18 protein-coding genes are annotated in these 21,385 nt (G+C 73.3%); 5 read left to right on the plus strand and 13 right to left on the minus strand.

Annotated features, from left to right (window positions below):
- Window positions 1-47 precede the first annotated feature (47 nt).
- Window positions 48-818, plus strand: a complete 771-nt coding sequence (locus AMOR_RS02170; protein ID WP_248357973.1) for a nitroreductase family protein — start codon at window positions 48-50, stop codon at window positions 816-818.
- A gap of 19 nt (window positions 819-837) precedes the next feature.
- On the opposite strand, the gene AMOR_RS02175 is transcribed toward AMOR_RS02170, so the two are convergent.
- Window positions 838-1,260 (minus strand): DUF3788 family protein, encoded by a 423-nt coding sequence (locus AMOR_RS02175; RefSeq protein ID WP_248357975.1) that lies wholly within the window; start codon window positions 1,258-1,260, stop codon window positions 838-840.
- A 270-nt stretch (window positions 1,261-1,530) separates the two neighbouring features.
- Here AMOR_RS02175 and AMOR_RS02180 point away from each other — a divergent pair, with 270 nt between their 5' ends.
- Window positions 1,531-2,019, plus strand: coding sequence for a VOC family protein (locus AMOR_RS02180; RefSeq protein WP_248357977.1), 489 nt, complete (start codon window positions 1,531-1,533; stop codon window positions 2,017-2,019).
- Window positions 2,020-2,029: 10 nt separating this feature from the next.
- On the opposite strand, the gene AMOR_RS02185 is transcribed toward AMOR_RS02180, so the two are convergent.
- Both AMOR_RS02185 and AMOR_RS02190 read right to left on the minus strand, forming a co-directional pair.
- On the minus strand, window positions 2,030-3,313 hold the full coding sequence (locus AMOR_RS02185) for an Hsp70 family protein (RefSeq protein WP_248357979.1): 1,284 nt from the start codon (window positions 3,311-3,313) through the stop codon (window positions 2,030-2,032).
- Between the two features lie 155 nt (window positions 3,314-3,468).
- The gene (locus AMOR_RS02190; protein ID WP_248357981.1) at window positions 3,469-4,446 is read right to left on the minus strand and encodes an AraC family transcriptional regulator; all 978 of its coding nucleotides are present in this window, start codon (window positions 4,444-4,446) and stop codon (window positions 3,469-3,471) included.
- 149 nt (window positions 4,447-4,595) lie between these two features.
- Here AMOR_RS02190 and AMOR_RS02195 point away from each other — a divergent pair, with 149 nt between their 5' ends.
- Window positions 4,596-5,450: a class I SAM-dependent methyltransferase gene (locus tag AMOR_RS02195; RefSeq protein ID WP_248357983.1), complete on the plus strand. Its 855-nt coding sequence runs from the start codon at window positions 4,596-4,598 to the stop codon at window positions 5,448-5,450.
- Between the two features lie 68 nt (window positions 5,451-5,518).
- Here AMOR_RS02195 and AMOR_RS02200 read toward each other — a convergent pair whose 3' ends face one another.
- From AMOR_RS02200 to AMOR_RS02220, 5 genes are all read right to left on the minus strand, one after another.
- Entirely contained in the window at window positions 5,519-7,264 is a 1,746-nt protein-coding gene (locus tag AMOR_RS02200) for a PTS fructose-like transporter subunit IIB (RefSeq protein ID WP_248357985.1), read from the minus strand.
- Between the two features lie 5 nt (window positions 7,265-7,269).
- Window positions 7,270-8,250, minus strand: coding sequence for a 1-phosphofructokinase (gene pfkB, locus AMOR_RS02205; protein WP_248357987.1), 981 nt, complete (start codon window positions 8,248-8,250; stop codon window positions 7,270-7,272).
- Window positions 8,247-10,805, minus strand: a complete 2,559-nt coding sequence (gene ptsP / locus AMOR_RS02210; protein ID WP_248357989.1) for a phosphoenolpyruvate--protein phosphotransferase — start codon at window positions 10,803-10,805, stop codon at window positions 8,247-8,249. Before ptsP ends, pfkB begins: the two co-directional genes overlap by 4 nt.
- Window positions 10,806-10,949: 144 nt before the next feature.
- On the minus strand, window positions 10,950-12,281 hold the full coding sequence (locus AMOR_RS02215) for a hypothetical protein (RefSeq protein ID WP_248357991.1): 1,332 nt from the start codon (window positions 12,279-12,281) through the stop codon (window positions 10,950-10,952).
- A gap of 257 nt (window positions 12,282-12,538) precedes the next feature.
- Window positions 12,539-13,078, minus strand: a complete 540-nt coding sequence (locus AMOR_RS02220) for a hypothetical protein (protein ID WP_248357993.1) — start codon at window positions 13,076-13,078, stop codon at window positions 12,539-12,541.
- 782 nt (window positions 13,079-13,860) lie between these two features.
- On the opposite strand from AMOR_RS02220, the gene AMOR_RS02225 reads away from it, so the two are divergent.
- Entirely contained in the window at window positions 13,861-14,853 is a 993-nt protein-coding gene (locus AMOR_RS02225) for an aldo/keto reductase (protein WP_248357995.1), read from the plus strand.
- 231 nt (window positions 14,854-15,084) lie between these two features.
- Window positions 15,085-15,408: a hypothetical protein gene (locus tag AMOR_RS02230; RefSeq protein ID WP_248357997.1), complete on the plus strand. Its 324-nt coding sequence runs from the start codon at window positions 15,085-15,087 to the stop codon at window positions 15,406-15,408.
- Between the two features lie 143 nt (window positions 15,409-15,551).
- Here AMOR_RS02230 and AMOR_RS02235 read toward each other — a convergent pair whose 3' ends face one another.
- From AMOR_RS02235 to AMOR_RS02255, 5 genes are read right to left on the minus strand one after another with little or no spacing between them, the layout of a single operon-like run.
- Window positions 15,552-17,270: a SulP family inorganic anion transporter gene (locus tag AMOR_RS02235; RefSeq protein WP_248358000.1), complete on the minus strand. Its 1,719-nt coding sequence runs from the start codon at window positions 17,268-17,270 to the stop codon at window positions 15,552-15,554.
- Between the two features lie 7 nt (window positions 17,271-17,277).
- A complete protein-coding gene (gene ppk2 / locus AMOR_RS02240; RefSeq protein ID WP_248358002.1) occupies window positions 17,278-18,093 on the minus strand; it encodes a polyphosphate kinase 2 in 816 nt (271 codons plus the stop codon).
- A 30-nt stretch (window positions 18,094-18,123) separates the two neighbouring features.
- Complete coding sequence (locus AMOR_RS02245; protein ID WP_248358004.1) at window positions 18,124-19,959, minus strand: V-type ATP synthase subunit A; 1,836 nt, start codon at window positions 19,957-19,959, stop codon at window positions 18,124-18,126.
- Window positions 19,940-20,614 carry a hypothetical protein gene (locus tag AMOR_RS02250; RefSeq protein WP_248358006.1) on the minus strand — a complete coding sequence of 225 codons (675 nt, stop codon included), beginning with the start codon at window positions 20,612-20,614 and terminating at the stop codon, window positions 19,940-19,942. The genes AMOR_RS02245 and AMOR_RS02250 overlap by 20 nt, the downstream gene beginning before the upstream one ends.
- Entirely contained in the window at window positions 20,611-21,384 is a 774-nt protein-coding gene (locus tag AMOR_RS02255; protein WP_248358008.1) for a hypothetical protein, read from the minus strand. Before AMOR_RS02255 ends, AMOR_RS02250 begins: the two co-directional genes overlap by 4 nt.
- Between the last annotated feature and the right edge of the window lies 1 nt (window position 21,385).

The following is a 21,385-nucleotide window of genomic DNA, read 5'->3' on the forward strand; positions in this document are numbered from 1 at the left end:
AAGGGGGACGAGGTCTGCTCGGCTAGAATCCCCGGTGCGAGGTCACGATGATCGCGAGGATGGCGAGCGGATGGACCAGGAAGCGCGGTCTGCACGAGCTCCAGCCGATCGAGCTGCCGGCACCCGGCCCCGACCCCGGCGGCTCGCTCGCGACGGCGCTGCGGCTCCGGAAGACGACGCGCGAGATCGGCGATGATGAGCTCTCGTTGCAGACGCTGTCCGAGCTCCTCTGGGCGGCGTGCGGCGTGAACCGCGAGAAGGGACCCTTCGGCCTCCCCGGCAGGACCGCGGCGTCGGCGAGCAACTCGCAGGAGATCGACGTCTACGCCGCGCTGCGGGACGGGACGTACCTGTACGACCCGTTCCGTCACAGGCTCGTTCCCGTGGTGGCCGGTGACCTGCGACGCCTCGCGATCGGCCGGGGTCAGGCCGGCGGCGGCGCCGGGGCTCCCGTTCGCCTCGTCTACGTCGCGGACGTCGACAGGCTGGTTCACACGTCCGGGTTCCGGGAGCCCGGGCTGCGCGATCCCGAGGTCCAGCGGTCCTACTACTACGTCGACACCGGCCTCATCGCGGCCAACGTGTACCTGTTCGCCGCGTCCGCGGGGCTGGCGGCCTGGTTCCACAACTGCGACCGGTCGGGACTCTCCGCGAGGCTGAGCCTGCGTGACGACCAGCGCGTGCTGTTCGGGCAGACCGTCGGGTACCCGCGGCGGCCGGAACGCGCGCCTCCCTCGAGCCGGGGCGAGCGCCGTCGCGCGCCCGTCGGACGACCGTCGCAGCGGCGCCGCCGTCCATCGAGAGCACGGCGCCCGTGACGTGGCTCGCGCGGTCTCGTCATCGCAACGTCTTCTTCAGCGCGATCAAGGTCATCACGTCCCGCAGCCCTCGCCGCGGGCCGAACGTCACGGCGACGCGACGAAGCCTCCCGCTCGACGCGCCGCGACGGATCTCCGCCTTGCAGCGCTCGGAGAGGTCGCTCGCGAGCAGTGTCCCTGCGAGGCGCTCCGGGAAGTAGAACGCGACCCGGAATGCGCCCTGCTCGACGGAGAGCCAGAACACCGTCTTCGACTTCCGCGAGGCCTTCAGGAGCCAGCTCTTCCCGTCGGTGTAGTAGCCCCAGCGCTCGCTGACGTCCGGGTGCTGCGCCCGGATCCCGTCGAACAGCTCGCGCCATGCGCCGCCCGATCCGCCGAGCGCCGAGAGGATCGCCGTCTCGGTCGGGGGACGACTCTTCTCCGTGAAGAACGGCGCACCCATGGCAGCCCTCCTCCTCTTCCGCGCGCCGGATCGTCCACCGGTCGACCGGTAGCGCCGACAGGCCCGTGGGGGCCACCCTCCCGGCGGCGCGCGCGGGCGCCGAGTCGCGGACCGGGCGCCGCGGGCCTCCTCGTTCGCCGGCGGGTCGCGCACGGCCGTTCACCCATCCGGGAGCGATGATCCGCCGGGCACGCGGGTGTCGATCCACGGAGATCACGCGGACGCGCCGGGATCGCCGCAGCGCGCCGCACCCCGACCGAGGAGGTTCCCATGGCCAGGATCGTCCGCCCGAAGATCGTCCCCCACCTGTGGTTCGCCCGCGAAGCCGTGGAGGCGGCGAACTTCTACGTCTCGCTCTTCCCCGGCTCCCGCGTGGACAGCGTGACGCCCATCCCCGCCGACACGCCGAGCGGCCCGGCCGGCTCGGTCCAGGTCGTCGAGTTCACCCTCGCCGGTCAGCAGTTCATGGCGATCGCCGCTGGGCCGCTGGATCCCTTCAACCACGCCATCTCGTTCCTCGTGAATTGCGAGGACCAGGCGGAGGTCGACCGCCTCTGGGCCGCACTCTCGGACGGCGGCACGATCGAGCAGTGCGGCTGGCTGAAGGACCGGTACGGCGTCTCGTGGCAGATCGTCCCGGCCGCCCTCGGCGAGCTGATGAGGGCCGGGGACCGCGCCCGGTCCCGCCGCGTCATGGAGGCGATGCTCCGCATGAAGAAGCTCGACGTCGCGGAGCTGGAGAAGGCGTACCGGGGCTAGCCGATCGTCCTCAGGCGTCCCGGACCCGCTCCGCCTCCTGCGCCTCGTGCGCCAGGCCCGCGACGACCGAGTGGAACCCCTTGAACTGCTCGAGGCGCGCGGCCGGCAGGCGGCGCCGGATCTCGGCGGCGATCCGCGGGACCTTCGCGGTGCCGCCCGTGCAGCAGACGACCTCGACGTCGCCGAACCCGACGCCCGCCGCCCGCACCGTCTCCTCGAGGCACCGCAGGATCGCGTCCACCTCGCGCCGGCTCGCCTCCTCGAACCCGGGGCGCGTCACCGGCTCCCGCACCTCGATGCCCGGATGAGAGAACGTGATCCGCGCGGCGCGCTTCGTCGAGAGCTCGCGCTTCGCGCGCTCGATCGCCTCGAAGAGGTGGAACCCCTGCGTCTCCTCCACGAGCGTCGTGAGCTGGTCCATCCTGCGGCGATCGTGCTCCGACAGCGACCACCTGCGCACGTCGGCGAGGAAGCTCGCGATGTCGCGCCGCTGCAGGATCGAGAGATGCGCCGGGGAGCAGAGGTGCTGCACGATCCCCTGCGGCATCCGCAGCACGTTGTTGCCGAACGGCGCCCGGTACTGGACCTCGGCGCCGAAGTGCCGGCCGACCTGGGCGCGCATCAGGGACGCGTCGAGCGCGTCGCCGGCGACGGCGACGCCTCCGACGGCGAGCACGTCGTCCCTGCCGAGCGCGCGCGGACCGACGCGGAGCACCGTGAAGTCGGAGGTGCCGCCGCCGAAGTCGCCGATCAGCGCCACCTCGTCCCGCTGCGCCGCGGCGCCGAACGCGCGCGCGGCGGCCACCGGCTCGGGGACGAAGCGAACCTCCTCGAAGCCGGCGAGCTCCGCCGCCTTCCGCAGCCGGGCCTCGGCGAACGCGTCGTCGTCGCCATCGAAGTGGACGGGGCGCCCCAGGAGCACGCGCCGCACCTCCACCCCGAAGTACGCGTCGCCGCGCAGCCGCATCTGCCGGAGCAGCGTCCCGACCAGCTCCTCCGCCGAGACCAGCCGCCCGCGGATGATGGTGCCGCGGAACGAGCGCGTCCCGAGGTGGTGCTTGATCGATCGGAGCAGGCGACCCTCCGCCCCGTGCTCGATGAACTGCTGGAGGGCCTCGCCGCCCACGAACACGCCGCCCGCGTCCGGGAAGCAGAGGATGCTCCGCAGGACGGTCGGGTCGGACGCCCCGGGATCGAGCGGCACGGCGTCGAACACGCGCTCGCGGTTCGCCGCCGCGAGGAGCGAGTTGCTCGTGCCGAAGTCGATCGCGTAGATGCTCGGAACGTCCGACATGCCGCTCTCCGGGCGGTCCGCACCGCCGGGCGCAGCACCGGGCGCCGGTGTACCGCGAAAGTCGGCGGCCGGCCACCGTGGAGCGGCCGCTCAGCCGGGCGGGTGCCGGGCAGGCGGGCCGATCGAGAGGGCTCGCGTCCGTCCGAGCCAGGTCCTCATCCGTGCCCGGCGGCCCGCCGCCTCCGCCAGGCCGCGGGCGGCATCCCGACGCTCTTCTTGAACGCGCGGCTGAACGCCGCCTCGGACGCATAGCCGACGCGCGCGGCGATCGCGGCCACCCCGTCGTGGGTCGTGTCGAGCTGACCGGCCGCCACCTGCATGCGCCAGCGCGTCAGGTACTGCATGGGCGGATCGCCGATCAGCGCCGCGAAGCGCTCCGCCAGGGAGGAGCGGGCGAGCCCTGCCGCCCGCGCGAGCCGCTCGAGCGTCCACGGGTCGCCGGGGCTCGCGTGCAGCACCGCCAGCGCGCGTCCGACGTGGGGATCGCAGAGCCCGGCGAGCCAGCCGGTGCGGTCCGGCGGCAGCGTCTCCACGTGCCGGCGCACCAGCTCGACGAACATCAGCTCCGAGAGCCGGCTCAGCATCCCCGCCCCGCCCGGCCCCGGGCTCCGCGACTCCGCCTCCGCCACCTCGAGGAACCGCGAGAGCCACCCGCTCCGCCGGCCGTCCCGGTCGCTCGCGCGGAGCACGCGCGGGAGCGCCTCGAGCAGCGGATTGAACGGGCGCGCGTCACATCCGAAGAAGCCGCACACCAGCTCCGTCTCGACCGGCCCGGTGCCGAGCTTCACGCAGAACGGGAGCGGCGCGTCCTGCGGCCTGGTGTACGGGGAGAGGTCGGGCGTCGCGCGCAGCCCTTGCGCGCTCGAGAGGACGTGCGCGTCGCCGTGCGGGAAGCAGATGACGTCGCCCGCCTCGACCACGCACCGCGTCTCGCCCACGATCCCGGCCAGGCAGCGCCCCCGCGTGATCGCGTGGAACTCGATGACGTGGTCGACGCCGGGCATCACGCGGCCCGCGATCGCCCTCGAGGGCGGCGCCTCGGCCACCCATGGCGGCGCGCACTCGAGGCGGAAGAACACGGAGCCGGTGAGCCGCACCGAGCCGAGGACGTTCGCAAGCGGGTCGGCGCTCATCGGCTCCTCCGCTGATCGGGTCGTGCCCTGACCCCAAACGAGTCGCCGGACGGAAGGGCAACGGAGACGGCGAAGCGAGCAGGTTCCGGCCGACGGCGCACTCCTATGTTGCCCGCGGCGATCACGCCACCCGACCTGAGGAGAACGTCATGGAGAGCATTCTGTCCCCGACCCCCGCGCCCGCCGCCGGCAGCCCGGCCGCCCCGGATCTCGCGGCGATCAAGGCGAAGCAGCAGTCCACCTGGAGCGCCGGCGACTACGCCGTCATCGGCACCACCCTGCAGATCGTCGGCGAGACGCTCTGCGAGGCCGCCGGCGTGTCCGCCGGCGAGCGCGTGCTCGACGTCGCGTGCGGCAACGGCAACGCCGCGCTGGCGGCGGCGCGACGCTTCGCGGACGTGACGGGCGTCGACTACGTGCCATCGCTGCTCGACCGGGCCCGCGCGCGCGCCGCCGCGGACGGGCTCGCCCTCGAGCTGCGCCACGGGGACGCCGAGGCGCTGCCGTTCGGCGACGGCACGTTCGACGTCGCGCTGTCCACCTTCGGCGTCATGTTCACGCCCGACCAGCCGCGCGCTGCGCGCGAGCTCCTGCGGGTGTGCCGCTCCGGCGGCCGCATCGCGCTCGCGAGCTGGACGCCGGAGGGCTTCATCGGGAAGGTCTTCCAGACCGTCGGGAGGCACGTGCCTCCGCCCCCCGGGCTGCGCCCCCCGTCGGCGTGGGGGACCGAGCAGCGCCTCGACGAGCTGTTCGGGCACGCGGCGCGCGAGGTCCGCGCGACGCGCCGGGACCACGTGTTCCGGTACCGCTCGGCGGCGCACTGGATCGAGGTGTTCCGCACCTGGTACGGCCCGATCCACCGCGCGTTCCTGGCGCTCGCGCCCGACGCGCGGGCGGGGCTGGAGCGCGACCTCACCGCGCTGCTCGAGGAGCAGAACGCTGCGCGTGACGGGACGCTGGCCGTCCCGGGCACCTACCTGGAGGCGGTGATCGTCCGCGCGTGAGGCGAGCGCCGGGTCCGTCACCCCTGCGCCTGCGCCGCGCCGGGGTGACGGGCCCTGCGGCTCGCGGCTCAGACGACCGGCTTCAGCGTCACCCGCAGCATGAGGGCGGTCGCCACCGAGCCCGCGACGAGGGCCACGAGGTAGATCCCGACGTGGGTCACGGCGTTGGGGATGGGGAGGACGAACGCCCCGCCGTGCGGGACGCGCAGCTCCACCCCCGCGGCCATCGAGAGCGCGCCCGCGATCGCCGAGCCGAGCATGAGCGCGGGGATGACGCGGAGCGGATCGCGCGCCGCGAACGGGATCGCGCCCTCGGTGATGAACGACAGCCCGAGCACGCCCGCCGCCTTCCCGGCCTCGCGCTCGTCCTTCGTGAAGCGGTTCCTGAAGAGCCAGGTCGCGAGCGCGACCCCGAGCGGCGGCGTCATCCCGGCGACCATCACCGCGGCCATCGGCCGGTACACCTGGCTCGCGATGAGCCCGGTGCTGAAGGCGTACGCCGCCTTGTTCACCGGTCCGCCCATGTCGAACGCCATCATCGCCCCGAGCAGCGCGCCGAGGCCGGCGGCGCTGCCGGACTGCATGCCCTTCAGCCACGTCTCGAGCGCGCGCAGCAGGAGCGCGACGGGGGCGCCGACCACGAAGAGCATGAGCAGCCCGACGATGAGCGTCCCGCCGAGGGGCAGGAGCAGCGTGGGCTTCAGCCCCTCGAGGTTGCGCGGCAGCCGGAGGACGCCGTTCAGCCACCGGGTCCCGTAGCCCGCGATGAAGCCCGCGGCGAGGCCGCCGAGGAACCCCGCGCCGATCATCCCGGCGACGACGCCGCCGATCATCCCGGGCGCGAGCCCCGGACGGTCGGCGATGGAGAACGCGATGTAGCCGGCGAGCGCGGGGATCATGAGGGCGAAGCCGCCCTTCGCGCCGACCTGGAACAACGCCCACGCGAGCGTGCCCCTGTGGGCGTCGTCCGACGCGTAGATGCCGCCGATCGCGAACGAGATGGCGATGAGCAGGCCGCCGGCGACCACGAACGGCAGCATGTACGAGACGCCCGTCATGAGGTGCTTGTAGACGCCGGTGCGGCTCGCCGTCTGGCTCGCCTTGGCCTCCTTGACGGCGCTCGCGTAGTCGGCGCCGGCCGCCGTGGCGGCTGCGTCCTTCAGCGCCGTGCGGAGCACGTCCGCGCCGTGGCCGATGGCGGCCTTCGTGCTCGTCTCGTACACCCGCTTCCCGGCGAAGCGGCTCTTGTCCACCTTCGTGTCCGCGGCGATCACCACGACGGCGGCGTTCCGGATGTCGTCCGCGGAGAGCTCGTTCCGGGCGCCGACCGAGCCCTGCGTCTCCACCTTGATGCGGTGCCCGAGCGCCTTTGCGGCCTGCTCCAGCCCCTCCGCGGCCATGAACGTGTGCGCGATGCCCGTCGGGCAGGAGGTGATCGCGACGATGTCCCGGGGGCCCTCGGCGGGCGCGGCGGGCTCCGCCGCGGTCCCCGCCGGCGGCGCCGGAGCGAGCGCCTCTCCCAGCACGTCCAGGAGGACGGCGCGGGGATCGACGATGGCGGCCCGCGTGCCGACGACGAGCACCCGCTTCCCCGAGAAGCGCGCCTGATCGAGCGGGGCGTCCGCGGCGATGACCACCGCGTCCGCCGCGCGGATCGCGTCCTCCGAGAGACGGCCGCAGACACCGACGCTGCCGTGCGCCTCGACCTGAATCCCGTGCCCGAGCGACTCGCCCGCCTGGCGCAGGCTCTCGGCGGCGAGGAACGGCGTCGAGATCCCGTTCTGGGCCGCGGTGACTGCGACGATCCTGGCCATGGCGATCAGTCCTCCCGGAACGAGTGCACGTCGACCCGCGCCTCGAGCGCGCGGACCGCGTCGGCGGGCCCGAGGTGCGGGCCCACGCGTCCGACCTTCGCAGCGGCGAACGCGGTGGCGCGCCGCGCGGCCTGCTCGAGCCCGTCACCCCGGAGCAGGCTCGCGACGAGGCCCGCCACGAGCGCGTCGCCCGCCCCGACCGTCGTCGCGACCCCGACCGCCGGCGGGCGGGCGAGCCACGCGCCCTCCTCCCCGGTGAACAGCGCGCCCTCCGCCCCCATCGAGACGACGACGAGGCGAGGACCGCGGCGGCGGAGGTCGCGCGCCGCGCGAGCCACCTCGGCCAGCGTCGGCAGCGGCTCACCCACGAGCTGCTCGAGCTCCGCCCGGTTCGGCTTGGCGAGGTCCGGGGCCGCCGAGAGCGCGTGCGCGAGCGGGGCGCCGCTCGTGTCCACGGCCACGCGGCAGCCTCGTGCCCGAAGCCGCGCGATGATGTCGGCGTAGACGTCGGGCGGCACGCCCGCGGGCACGCTGCCCGCCAGCACGAACCACGCGCAGCGCTCCGCGAGGGCCAGCACGCGCCGGTCCAGCTCGTCGAGCGCCTCGACGGGCGCGCGCGCCGCGGGGAGGTTGATGTCCGTCGTCTCGCGGCGCGAGGTCTCCACGAGCTTCACGTTGATGCGCGTCGTCCCCGGCACGCGCACGAACTGGTCCTCGATCCCCTTCGCCGCGAACAGCGCGGTGAACGCGGCCGCGTTGTCCTCGCCGAGCAGCCCGGTCGCGGCCACCGTCACGCCCGCGTCGGCGAGGAACGCCGCGACGTTCACGCCCTTGCCGCCCGCGTCGAACCGCATCCCCTCCGCCTGGTGGACCGCGCCGGGCGTCAGCCGCTCCAGCGTGACCGTCTGGTCGAGCGCGGGGTGGAGCGTGAGGGTCGCGACGCGAGCTCGGGGCCCGGGTGCCCCCTCCGTGGCGCCGCCGATCAATGGAGTGCCCCCGGGAGTGCCCCCGGGAACGCCCCCGGCAGCGACCCCGCCTCGTGCTCCGTCCCCGCCCCGTCCACCGCCGCCTCGAGCGCGCGAACCTCCGCGACCGTCTCGCACCCGAGCGCCCGCAGGGCGATTTCCCGCGCGGCGACCAGCGTCACCGAGCGGAGCCGCGCCTTCACCGCCGGGATGTCGCGGGCGCTCATCGACAGCTCGTCGACGCCGAGCCCGACGAGGATGACCGCGCCGAGCGGGTCGCCGGCGAGGCCGCCGCAGACGCCCACCCACTTCCCATGGACGCGCGCGCCCGCGACGGTCCGCTCGATGAGCCGCAGCACCGCGGGGTGCAGGCTGTTCGCCATGGCGGCGAGCTCCGGGTGCTCCCGGTCCACGGCGAGCGTGTACTGGGTGAGGTCGTTCGTGCCGATCGAGAAGAAGTCCACGTGCTCCGCGAACTGCTCCGCCATCACCGCGACCGACGGCACCTCCACCATGATGCCGAGCGGCACCCGGGGTGCCCCGAGCTGCGCGCGCACGCGCTCCGCGAGGCCGCGGAGCTGCTCGACCTCCTCGATGGTCGTGACCATCGGGAACATGATGGACAGCGGCCCGTGCCGCGCGGCCCGGTACAGCGCCCGGAGCTGCGGCTCGAACAGGTCGGGGCGCCGCAGGCACAGTCGCGCGCCGCGGATCCCGAGGAACGGGTTCTGCTCGCGCGGCAGATCGAGGTACGGCACCTGCTTGTCGCCGCCGACGTCCAGCGTGCGGATGACGATGGGGCGGCCTGCCATGACGTCGACCATCGCCCGGTAGATCGCGGCCTGCTCCTCCTCGTCCGGTGCGCTCGCACGCTCGAGGAAGAGGAACTCGGTGCGCATCAGGCCGACGCCCTCGGCGCCGGCATCGAGCGCGGCGGCCGCCTGGTCGGGGCGGTTCGCGTTCGCCGCCACCTCGACGCGGTGGCCGTCGGCGGTCACCGCCGGCTGGGCGCGCAGCTCGGCCTCGTGCCGCCGGCGCTCCGCCTCGTCCGCCTGCCAGCGGCGGGCGGACTCGATGTCCTCGCGCGACGGCTGGACGTAGAGCCGGCCGAGCAGGCCATCCAGGATGACCGGCGTCCCGTCCTCCACCTCGAGCAGCGCGCCGCCGGCGGCGACGATCGCGGGCACGCCCAGCGTGCGCGCGAGGATGGCCATGTGCGACGTCGGCCCGCCGTGCGCGGTGCAGAGCCCGAGCACGAGCTCCGGATCGAGCGTCGCGGTGTCGGACGGGGAGAGGTCCTCCGCGAGGAGGATGCTCGGCGCGTCCACCTCGAGCGCGTCGCCGTCGATGCCCATGAGGCGACGGAGCACCCGCTCCCCGGCGTCGATGAGATCCGCCGCGCGCGCCGCCAGCAGGGGGTTCGGGACGCTGCGGAGCCCCTGGGCGTGCTCGTCGAGCGCCTGCCGCCACGCCCAGGCCGCGCCGTGGCCCGAAACCACGTGAACGGCCGTCGACCGGACCAGCGCCGGGTCGCGGATCAGCTCGCGCTGCGCGCGGAAGATCCCCGCCTCGGCCGCGCCGACGCGCTTCCCGGTCTCGACGGAGAGCACCTCCAGCTCGGCGGCGACCGCCTCGAGCGCCGCGTCGAGGAGCGCGCCGTCCACCTCGGGTCCCCGCGGCGCGTCGGTGGGGTCGAGTCGCCTCGCCCGGTGCTGGCGCACGGCACCGATGGCGAGGCCGGGGCTGGCGCCCACGCCGGGGATCGAGATCGGCGACGCGCGCGGCGTCCATCCGGACGCGGCCGCCTTCGCCGCCTGCTCCGCGGCGCGCGCCTGCGCCTGCTCCTCCGGGACGAGCGAGACGATGATGCGACGGAGCGCGTCGAGCGCCGCGGACGCGTCCGGCCCGCGCGCCGAGACGTGCAGCAGCTGCCCCGCCCGGATGCCGAGCTGGAGCAGCGCCACCAGGCTCTTCGCGCTCGCCGACTCCACTCCGGCCCGGACGCGGATCTCCGACCCGAACCGCTTCGCGGTGTCGACCCACCGCGTCGCGGGCCGCGCGTGCAGGCCCGTCGGGTACTCGAGCGCGATGGCGAAGGCCTCGGGGAAGTCCTCGGCGGGCGCGGCCGGCTCCGCGGCGCGGGGGGCCGCGCCGTCGCCGAGCGCGGCGACGACCTCCTGGGGATCGCGGGCGTCGATGATCCGGCGGAGCGCGTCCTCGTCGCCCATGAGGCGCGTGAGCCGCTTGAGGACGTCGATGTGCTCGTCCGACTGCGCGGCGATCGCCACCACGAGCTTCGCCACCTGGCCTTCGTTCCAGACGACGCCGGCCGGCACCTGGAGGATCGCCACGCCCGTCCGCTTCACGAGGGCCCGGTGCTGCACCATCCCGTGCGGGATGGCGACGCCATTCCCGAGGTACGTGTTCGCGACCTCCTCGCGGGCGAGGAGGCTGCGGACGTAGCCCGCGTCGATGTAGCCGGCGGCGAGGAGCATGCTCCCGGCGTCGGAGATCGCCTGCTCCTTGGTGGCCGGCGCGGCCCCGAGCCGGACGAGCGAGGGGGACAGGAGCGCCATGTCTTCCTCCTTCGGCGCGGACCGCACGGACATAACGGCCCCTCTCGTCCGCGGGCGACCGCGACGGGGCGGACGGCGCTGCGCCGTCCACGGGCCCTGGCGGGTACCGGGCGAGCCGCCGGTCGGGAACGAGCCGCCCGGCCGTCACAGCACGCGATCGATGGTCACCACGTCGACCAGGCCGAACACCTGGTACAGCGCCGGGATCACCTTCTCGGGCGGATGGCGCCGCCGGAGCTCGGCCACCTTCTCCGTGCCGGCACGGTAGCACGGCAGGTACATGCGCCCGTTGAGCGGGTGGCGTCCCCAGGCGCCGGAGAGCTTCCCGGCCCGCTCCTCGGAGCACAGGTAGTCGCTCCGGAGCACGCGGGCGACCTCGTCCTGCGGGCGCCCTTCCTCCCAGGTGAGCCAGGACGCCTGGTTCTTCGCATCGTCCTGGAGGAGCGCGAGGAGCATGCCGATCCGGAGGTCGGGGTCGGGCAGCTCCTCGACCTCCTTCACGCCGAACGCCATCAGGATCGCGTTGTTGGCGAGCCCCTCGGAGAGCGCCGCGCCACGCGTGTTCATCGTGAGCACGGTGCCCTCGAAGCCGAGCTTCCCCTGGACGTACAGGGCCTGCGCGAGCGCGAAGTTCGTGGCGTGACCCGGGACCACCTCGTGCGCGACGAGGTCCACGAACTCGGGGATCGAGATCTCGAGCGCGGCGTTGATCTCGTAGGTCGCCTCGTACCGGGGCGAGCCGTCGCGGTCGCGCGCGCGACCGACGTAGTTCATCGAGCCCGAGAACGGGGCGTTCTCGATGGGGAGGAACGCGACGTTCGCGCGCGGGATGGCGTGGAGCGAGGCCGGCAGGTGGGGCACCACGTGCCGGCGGGCGCCCTCGTCCAGCTGGGCGATGAAGCCGCGGGCGAGCAGCTCGATCGCCTTGCGGGGGACGAGCCGCTCGCCGCGCCAGGCATCGACGGCGGCGAGGAGCCGCTCCGGCTCGGCCGGGACGCGCAGCAGCTCGGCGAGGAGCTGCCGTTTCCGATCCGGCCGCGACGGCTCGGGCGACCTCCCCGTCGAGGCGACGACGCATCGCTCGTACGGCACCTTCGGCCCGCGCCCGCGCAGCTCCTCGACGAGCTCCCACACGACGCGGAGGGACTCGCCCTGGCCGACGAGGAACGCGCCGCGCACGCCGCCGAGCGCGCGTCCCTGCCCGATCGTCTCGTCGATCGCGCCGGGCACGTCCACCGCCGCGAGGTACGCGTCGATCGCGGCCTGGTCCGGGGACCGCGCCGCCACGCCGCCCGACTCCCGCAGCCGCGCCGCGGCGGGGTGGGTGTACGCCTCCGGGAGCGGCTCGTCGGAGAACCAGGAGTCCGCGATGTACCGGCCCGTGCCGGACGGGTTCATCACGTCGCCGCCCCAGAGCGTATCGATCCCGAGGATGGCGGTGGCGACGGTCCTCGCGAGCTGGGTCTCATCGGGCATGGTGCGGACCTCCGTGCGTCGGCCAGCATAACGCGGGCGCGGGGCGGCGGCCGGATCCGCTGTACCCCGACACCATCGGCCGCAGAATGACGGCTTCACCGTCCGCAGCGGCGTCGCTGCAGCATGTCTGCGGACACCTCCCTCACTTAGGAGAACCTCAGATCCGGGTACTCGAGTCGGCTCACCACTCCGGCGGCGACCTCCGGGAGTTCCGATACGCGAATCGGACGTTCTGGAGCAGCGACGACGTGCCGGGATCAGCGACCCGTCATTGCGAACCACGCTCCGTTCGTCCCCGCGACGAAGATGACCGGCGCGAGGCAAGGCGTCGGGAGCTGAACCGTCGCCTGGATCCGCGCGTCGCCGGTCGGCGACGCCGGAGCCTGAGGCGTCGTGACGTTCACCTCCTTCGGCGCGCCTCCCTCCACCGACTGGCAGCTCACGATGGCGACGAAGGCCGGGCTCGGGTTCGTGTTCTGCTGGTTCGGCGGGACCGCCGGGTCGTTCGCGAGCACGAGACCGAACACGTTCACCTCGAGAGCCCCGTCTGAACGGAGCGTCCCGTCGGCATGCGTGATCGCCCACGGCAGCGCTCCCCCCGCGACACCACGAATCGGGTTCGCAGTCCCGATGAATGGTGACGTCACCGGCGCCATCTCATGGAAGTCGAGCAGGGTGTTCACCGGCGCGGGCGGAGCCTGGGCGCTCGCGCGACCCGGCGCCACCACGATTGCCAGCGCCGCGACGACCGTCCCGACCGCCACGCTCCACAGATGATGATGTAGCCTCACGTCCATGGTCCACCTCCGCCGCGCGCGCTCCGCGCATGGCACGACAGAATGTGGCGCTCGAGCTACGTCTGCGCACCTGGGAGCGAGACGCTCGGGAATGCTGGGGAGCGGATGGCCCGCGGTCCTTCGGGACGGCTCCAGTTCTCTCGCTCGTCGCCCGCGGAGCCCCTCGCGAGCGCTCGGTTCGGTGTGGTGCCGAACGCTCCGCCTCTCCGATGTCACGCGTTCGCGTCGCTCCTGCTTCGACCGGCCGCCCAGCCGCGCGGGCGCCTACGCGATGTTCGCCTGGATCGGGAGCCGGTCGGGCGAAGGAGCAGGGGGAGGCGGAGGCGCGGGGCGCATCCGCGACCAGCGGCAGCAGGAGCGTGAACGTGGCGCCCTTCTCGCGCGTTCGCTGGCGCCGCTCGCTCCCTTCCGCCAGTCGTTCCGATAAAAGCTGCCTACCGACGATTAGAACGCATCCCACAACCGGGCGGGCGTAAGGCCGCGAGGTTCGATCAGAAACGGTCGGGGCAGGGTCCTGCCGCGAAGCGATCGCGTGCGCGGCGTACGGTCGTGCGCTGCATCCCGCTGGCGGGCACGCTCGATTGAAGCGCGCTTTCGCGGGTTGCACTGCAGCCGCTCCCGGCGCGAGGTCTTCTGCTCCAGCACGGCACCGAGCGGCCGTCGGCCGGGATCTCGCGGATGAGGAAAGGCATGCGAGGCACCCTCTCCCTCATGTTCGCAGCGATCGAGGCCGGGCGCCGCTTTCCCGTGACGGACGCCGGCGGGCCACGCATCATCCGAGGATGGAAACGACACGACTGGGAAGGACCGGGCTCAAGGTGAGCCGGCTGTGCCTCGGCACGATGAACTTCGGGCCGGAGACGACGGAGCAGGACTCGCACCGGCTGATGGACCGCGCGCTCGACGCGGGGATGTTCTTCTTCGATACCGCGGACATGTACGGGTACAAGTTCGGGCAGTGGGACACGCTGCCGCGCGAGGGCCCGACCGAGCAGATCATCGGGCGCTGGCTCGCCCAGGGCGGCGGGCGCCGCGAGAAGATCGTCCTCGCGACGAAGGTGTACGGGCAGATGTGGGAAGGGCCGAACGGCCGCGGGCTCTCCGCGTACCACGTGCGGCGCGCCTGCGAGGACAGCCTCCGGCGCCTCCGGACCGACCACATCGACCTCTACCAGATGCACCACGTCGACCGCGACACTCCGTGGGACGAGATCTGGCAGGCGATGGAGCTGCTCGTCCAGCAGGGGAAGGTGCTGTACGTCGGGTCGAGCAACTTCGCCGGCTGGCACATCGCGCGCGCGAACGAGGCGGCGGCGCGGCGCGGCCTCCTCGGGCTCGCCTCGGAGCAGAGCCTCTACAACCTCTCCGCGCGCACCGTCGAGCTGGAGGTCGTGCCCGCCTGCCGCGCCTACGGCCTCGCGATCCTGCCGTGGAGCCCGCTCGGCGGCGGCCTCCTCGGCGGCGCGCTCCAGAAGGCCTCCTCGGGTCGGCGGGCCACCGCGCGGAGCCAGCAGCAGATCGAGAAGCACCGCCCCCGGCTCGAGCGATGGGAGCGGCTCTGCGCCGAGCTCGGGCAGCGCCCCGCGGACGTCGCGCTCGCGTGGCTCCTCCACCGGCCGGGCGTGACCTCGCCCATCGTCGGTCCGCGAACGATGGAGCAGCTCGAGGAAGCGCTCCGCGCGGCCGAGCTGAAGCTCGACGCGGCGACCCTCGCCGCCATCGACGAGATCTGGCCCGGTCCCGGGGGCGAGGCGCCCGAGGCGTACGCGTGGTGAGAAGCACACCCTTGGCGAGGACGTGATCGCGCCGTGGCGATCCGCCCGAGCGCCGCCGTCGCCCTGCCCTGCCACGTCGCTCCGAGAAGCCCGCGCCGCGCCCGTTCGCCGCGGCGCGATCCCCGGTCGCACCCGGATCGCGATGTCGAACGAGGGCGCCCCCCATCGCGCCGTCCGCTCCCTCGCCGGGAGAAGGGAGACTGAGCCGGACCCTGTGCAGGAGGAGGCGCGATGAGGCGAATCATCGGAGTCGTGGCGTTCGGGATGCTGGCCGCGGGCTGCGCGACGAGCAAGATGGAGAAGCAGATCGATCCTCTCAAGGAGAGGATGACGGCGCTCGAGCAGCAGCAGGCGGCGGTCACCTCGAAGCTGGACACGCAGACGGCCGAGATGGAGGCTCTCCGCAGGAGCCTGGAGCAGAACACCGCCGCGGCGGCTCGTTCGCAGGATGCGGCGAGGGAAGCGCAGCTGTCCGCGGCGCGGGCGGAGGAAGCGGCGCAGAAGTCCGCCAAGGCGTTCGAGCTGACCCAGGTGAAGGGCGCGAGGAAGCAGTAGCTCGGATCGCTCCGGCATGCGGTGCGGCGGAGCATCGGGGACGCCGCACCGTCAGCCGGGATCGTCCGTGACGGTTGCCCACCACCCGATCCCCTCGGAGACGAGGAGCCGATCGGGAAGCCCCGACGCTCGCGCCGCCGCGATCAGGTGCGCGCGGCCTCCCGCCGCTCCCACCCGGCGACGGCGTGCTCCAGGTCGAAGCACATCCGCTCGCGCCCCAGCGCCTTCCCCAGCGGCGACCGCTCCACGACCCGCCGCGCCTGAGGGTTGAGCGCCGCGAGCCACAGCTCGGCCCCGCGGCTCCGGACCCGATCGTCGGCCTCCTTCATCATCTTCAGCGCCGAGTACTCCAGGTCGAAGATCGCGCTGCAGTCGAGCACGATGACCTTCGGGTCCGCGCGCTGGACGATCGACGCGAGCAGGTCCAGCACGCGCTCGGTGTTGCCGAAGAACAGCCGCCCCTCGACCCGGACCATGAGCAGGCCTGGGTAGGTCTCGTCCTCCGGGTGCTCGTCGGTCCGCCGCCGGAACACGTTCGTCCCCGGCTTGCGCGCCACCTCGTACACGGCCGGGTTGCTGGCCTGGTACCCGAGCGCCAGGAGCGAGGTGATCACCGCGACCAGGATCCCGCGCAGCGTGCCGAGCAGGAGGACCCCGGCGAACGCGGTGAGCGCCCAGACGAGCTCCGTGCGCCGGATCGCGGCGATCGCCTGGAAGTCGCGGACGCTGACGAGCTCGACCGAGTAGACGAGGACGATCGCGGCGAGGACCGCCTCGGGCATGAGCGAGAGGGCCGGCGCGAGTAGGAGCAGCGTGACGAGCGAGGCCATCCCGAGCACGAGGCCGGCGATCGGGGTCCGGGCTCCCGCGCGCTGGTTCACGAGCGTCTGGCTCGTGCCCCCACCGGACGGCATCGCCCCGAACAGCCCGCCGACCACGTTGGCGGCGCCCGTGGCGAGCAGCTCCACGTTCGACGCGGGCCGGGCCTGCGAGGGCCCTGCGAAGGCACGGCCGCACGCGATCGTCTCGGTGAAGCTCATGAGGGCGATCGCGAGGGCCGCGGGCCACAGCGCCTCGACGAGGCCGAGGTCGGGCCGGACCACCGACGGGAGGCCGGCAGGGATCGTCCCGATGGTCCTGATGCCCAGGGACCACGGCGCGAGGAGGGCGCTCGCCGCGATCCCCGCCGCGACCGCGACGAGAGCGGCCGGGACCCGTGGGATCCAGTGCTTCAGCGCGAGGATCGTCGCCACCGCCGCGACGGAGAGCAGGAGCGTCGGGATCGAGGCCCCGCCCGCGGCGCGGACGATCGCGAGCAGGTCGCGGAAGAACCCGACCTTCTGGACGTGGAGCCCGAGCAGCTTCGGGAGCTGATCGGCGACGATCACCGCGCCGATCCCGGCCTTGAAGCCGGCCAGGACCGGCTCGGAGATGAAGTTCGCCACGAACCCGAAGCGGAGCGCCGCGGAGACCAGCAGGATCACGCCGACCAGCAGCGAGAGCGTCGCCACCGCCGCCATGAGGCGCGCCGCGTCGCCGCCCGGCACCGCCTCCGTCAGCGCCGATCCCACCAGGATCCCGATCGTCGTGGTGGTGCTCACGCTGAGTACCGCCGAGCGTCCCAGGGCCGCGTAGACGATGGGGGGTAGGAACGCCGCGTAGAGGCCCGCCTGCACCGGAAGCCCCGCGACGGTCGCGTAGGCCATCGCCTTCGGGAGCACGACCGCCGCCGCGGTCAGCCCGGCGAGGACGTCGGCGGCCAGGGTGGCGCGCTCGTAACCGCGCAGCCACCCGAGCCACGCGGTGTTCCGGTGTCCCGGCGCGCCGGCCCCGGCGCGGACGCTCGGGAGCGGCGAGCTCACGCGAGCCTCAGTACTCCTCGGGGACGTACTTGTACGGATAGCCGGGCTCGACGTAGCCGTTCCGCTTCTGGCGCTCCGGGAGCTTCGGGCGCTTCTCTCTCCGCGTCACGTCCTTGTACGGGATCCGGGAGAGCAGGTGCCGGATCACGTTCAGTCGCGCGCGCCGCTTGTCGTCGGAGCGGACGACGTACCACGGCGCGAACGGCGAGTCGGTCGCGGCGAACATCTCGTCCCGTGCGTGGGAGTAGTCGTACCAGCGGCTGTAGGACTCGAGGTCCATCGGCGAGAGCTTCCAGATCTTGCGACCATCGTCGATGCGCGCCTGCAGCCGGCGGGTCTGCTCGTCCTGGCTCACCTCGAGCCAGTACTTGAGGAGCACGATCCCGGACTCCACCATCGCACGCTCGACGAGCGGAATGCCCTCCAGGAACCGCCTCGCCACCGCCTCCGAGCAGAACCCCATCACGCGCTCGACGCCGGCCCGGTTGTACCAGCTGCGATCGAACAGCACGACCTCGCCGCCGGCGGGGAGGTGGACGAGGTAGCGCTGCGCGTACATCTGCGTCTTCTCGCGGTCGGTCGGCGCCGGGAGGGCCACCACCCGGAAGACCCGCGGGCTCACGCGCTCGGTGATCGCCTTGATCGTCCCGCCCTTGCCGGCTCCGTCCCGCCCCTCGAACACGACGCAGATCTTGAGCTTCTCGTGCTTCACCCACTCCTGGAGCTTCACGAGCTCGACATGCAGCTTCGCGAGCTCCTTCTCGTACTCCTTCCGCTTGAGCCGAGCCGCCTCGCGCGCCACCGTCTTGTCGTTGCTCGCCATGGACCGCCTCCGTTCGGCTGCCGTTCGAGGTCAGGCTCCGAGCGCCGCCCCGGCAGCAGGAGCGCCCGCCACGGGCGCCGGGGCCGGCGCCCGCCCGAGCGTCTTCACCAGCTCGTCGATCTGCGCCCGGTACGAGGCGTACTCGGGCGACCCGGCCGCGGCGTAGTTCAGGTTCTTGAGGAGCCCCGTCAGCTGCGTGAAGAACCGGCGTGACTCCTCCTTGTCCTTGAACGCGTAGTCACGCTGGACGAGGCTCCAGACGAGCTCGAACGCCTCCTTCTGGCGGGCCTGCGGCGTCGAGGCGTCCACCTTGTCGAAGGCGTCCTGCTGCAGGTAGACCATGTCGAGGAGCAGCGCCTTCTGATGCGTCACGTAGTCGTCGAGCGTGACGCCCTCCTCGCCCGTGACCTGCATCATCTGGTAGATGGCGTCGCCACGCTGCAGCAGCTCGGAGAGCGCCGCCACCGACTCGGTCCAGCCGGGCCGCAGCCGCGTGTCGAACCAGGGCCGGAGCTGGTCGAGGTAGCGCGACCACGAGATGAGCGGGTCCACCGCCGGGTAGAACCGCTTGTAGGCCCGCGCCGCCGAGAGGCCGAGGAACGACTTCACGGTGCCGAGCGTCGACTGAGTGACCGGCTCGTCGAAGTTGCCCCCGGCCGGGGAGACGGTGCCGATGATCGTGAGGCTCCCGATCGCTCCGTCGTTGGTCCGGAGCACTCCGGCCCGCTCGTAGATCCCCTTGATCGCCGAGTCGAGGTAGGCGGGGAAGCCCTCCTCGCCGGGGATCTCCTCCAGGCGCCCCGAGGTCTCGCGCATCGCCTGGGCCCAGCGCGACGTCGAGTCGGCGATGAGGAGCACGTTCAGCCCCTGCTGCCGGTAGTACTCGCCGATCGTGATCCCCATGTAGATCGACGCCTCGCGCGCGGCGACCGGCATCGAGGACGTGTTGCAGATCACCACCGTCCGATCCATGAGCCGGCCGCCGCGTGGGTCCTTCATGCTCCCGAACTCCTCGATGGTCTCGAGCACCTCGCCCGCCCGCTCGCCGCAGGCGACCTGGACCACGACGTCGGCCGTGGAGAAGCGCGCGATGAGGCCCTGGAGCACCGTCTTCCCGGCGCCGAACGGGCCCGGGATGCAGGCGGTCCCGCCGAGCGCGATCGGGAAGAAGGTGTCGATGAGCCGGATCGTCGTGCTGAGCGGCTCCTCCGGGAACCGCCGCTCGCACAGCCGCCGGCGGAGCAGCCTCTCCGGCACGGGACGCCGCACCGGCCACCGCTGCGCCATCGTCAGCTCGCGCACGCGCCCGGCGGCGTCGCGGATCCGGGCCACCGGGTCGTCGACGCCGAGCTCGCCCCCGGGGATCGAGAGCAGCTCCACCTCGCCGGGCTCGCCGAAGGGGACCATGATCTTGTGCGTGAAGCGGTGCTCGGCGACGGTGCCCACGACGTCGCCGGCCCGCAGGCGCGCCCCGGGCTCGCGGCTCGGGACGAACGTCCACCGGCGGGTCGCGTCGAGCGCGTCGACCGACCTGCCGCGCGCCAGGAAGAAGCCGTCGCGCTCGGCCAGGGCCCGCAGCGGCTTCTGCAGGCCGTCGTAGACCGTCCCGAGCAGCCCCGGGCCGAGCGTGGCGGAGAGCATCCGACCCGTGAGCTCCACGGGATCGCCGACGCGCACGCCCTGCGTCTCCTCGAACATCTGCGCGTCGGCACGCCGGCCCGTGACGCGGAGGATCTCTCCCTCGAGGCGGGCCTCGCCGGTGCGGACGTAGACGATCGAGTTCTTCGTCATCGGAGCGTCGCTCTCGACGCTCACGATGTTGCCGGTGACTCCCACCACCCGCGCGTCAGGCGTAGACGTCGGCATGTTCGCCCAGGGCCTCGGCGACGAGCGTCTCGAAGACCGCCCGGCCTCGCCCTGCCTCCAGCTGCTGCCAGTGGTGCATGAGCTCCCAGCGCCCGACGTAGAGCGCCACCGCCTCGAAGGTGAAGTGGTGGTCGTCGGCGCGCCGCTTCAACCAGACCCACGTCGCGTCGATCAGGCCGCGGTGGAACCCGAGCGCGTCGCCCTCGTCGAAGAGTCGGCGCAGCTCGGGGACGCGCGGGAAGGCGTGGGCGAGCCCGAGGTCGGGCTCGCCGAAGTGGCGGCGGATGTGGTCGACCCACCCGCCGATGCCGATCGCGGGCGGCCCGAGCCCCCGCCGCCGGCGGCGGAGCGCGGTCGCGATCATGCGCGCGGCGACCGCCCTGGCCGCGGCCTCGCGGAGCAGCGGATGCGAGATCCCGCGCATCAGCTCTCGGTACCGCGCCACCACCGCGGCGTCGGTCGTCTCCGCGAACCGCTGGGTCCACTCGAGGATCTCGAGCAGGTGCCGGATCTCCCGGCCGTCCTCCGGATCCAGCATCCGCAGGCGGTCCTGGAGCCGCTCCGCGCTGATCGGCAGCCGCTCGGCGTCGAACCGGGTGGGGAGCGCCGGGAGGCTGCTGATCAGCATGTGGTAGCGGCGCCAGGGCCACCTCATCGCGACGCCGCCTTCCGGTCCGGTTGCGCCTCGCGCGCACCGCCCGCGTCGAGCACCACGGCGCCGCGGAGCAGCGCGCGGAACCGCGGCAGCATGTGGCTCAGCAGGAGCTGGGTGATCGCACCCTCGGTGAGCTCGACGTGCATGTCCTCGCCGACCAGCTTGACCCGGATGCCGGCCTGCACCTCCTCGCTCGTGCCGAAGGTCACGCCCTCGCGCAGCAGTCCGCCCCCCGCGGACAGCACGAAGTGCATCAGCGTCCCCGGCGTCGCCTCCTCCGGCTTCTTCCGCAGTTCGTCGAGCGAGGCCACGGTCGCGGGGAGGAGCACCTCGAGGCGTCCGCCACGCGGGGCGGCCGCGCCGGCCACCTCGAGGATCACCCGCTGGAGGAACCCGGGGTCGTCGAGCGTCCCCTTGACGAGCCGGCTCAGCATCTTCTCGAATCGGTCGATGAGGTCGCTCTCCATCGCGAGGATGGTGTCTCGTGCGGCCAGGGCGAGCGCGCCCTCGGCGGCGGCCTTCAGCTTGGCGCGCTCCTCCTCGGCGCGAGCCGCGAGCTCCTCCGCCTCCCTGCGCGCGGCGGAGACCCGCTCAGCGGCCTCCTGCCTCGCCGCGGCGACGATCGCCTCGGCCTCGGTCCGGCCCTGCGCGATCCCCGAGTCCCGGAGCCGACCGATGAGGGCCTCGACGCCGGCGGACTCGACGCCGGGGTCGCCCGGGGCTGCCGGAGCCGCCGCGGCGGCGGACGACTCTTTGCGTTCTCTGGCCATG

This window comes from Anaeromyxobacter oryzae (genome assembly GCF_023169945.1).
In the GTDB taxonomy this organism is placed as follows: Bacteria; Myxococcota; Myxococcia; order Myxococcales; family Anaeromyxobacteraceae; genus Anaeromyxobacter; species Anaeromyxobacter oryzae.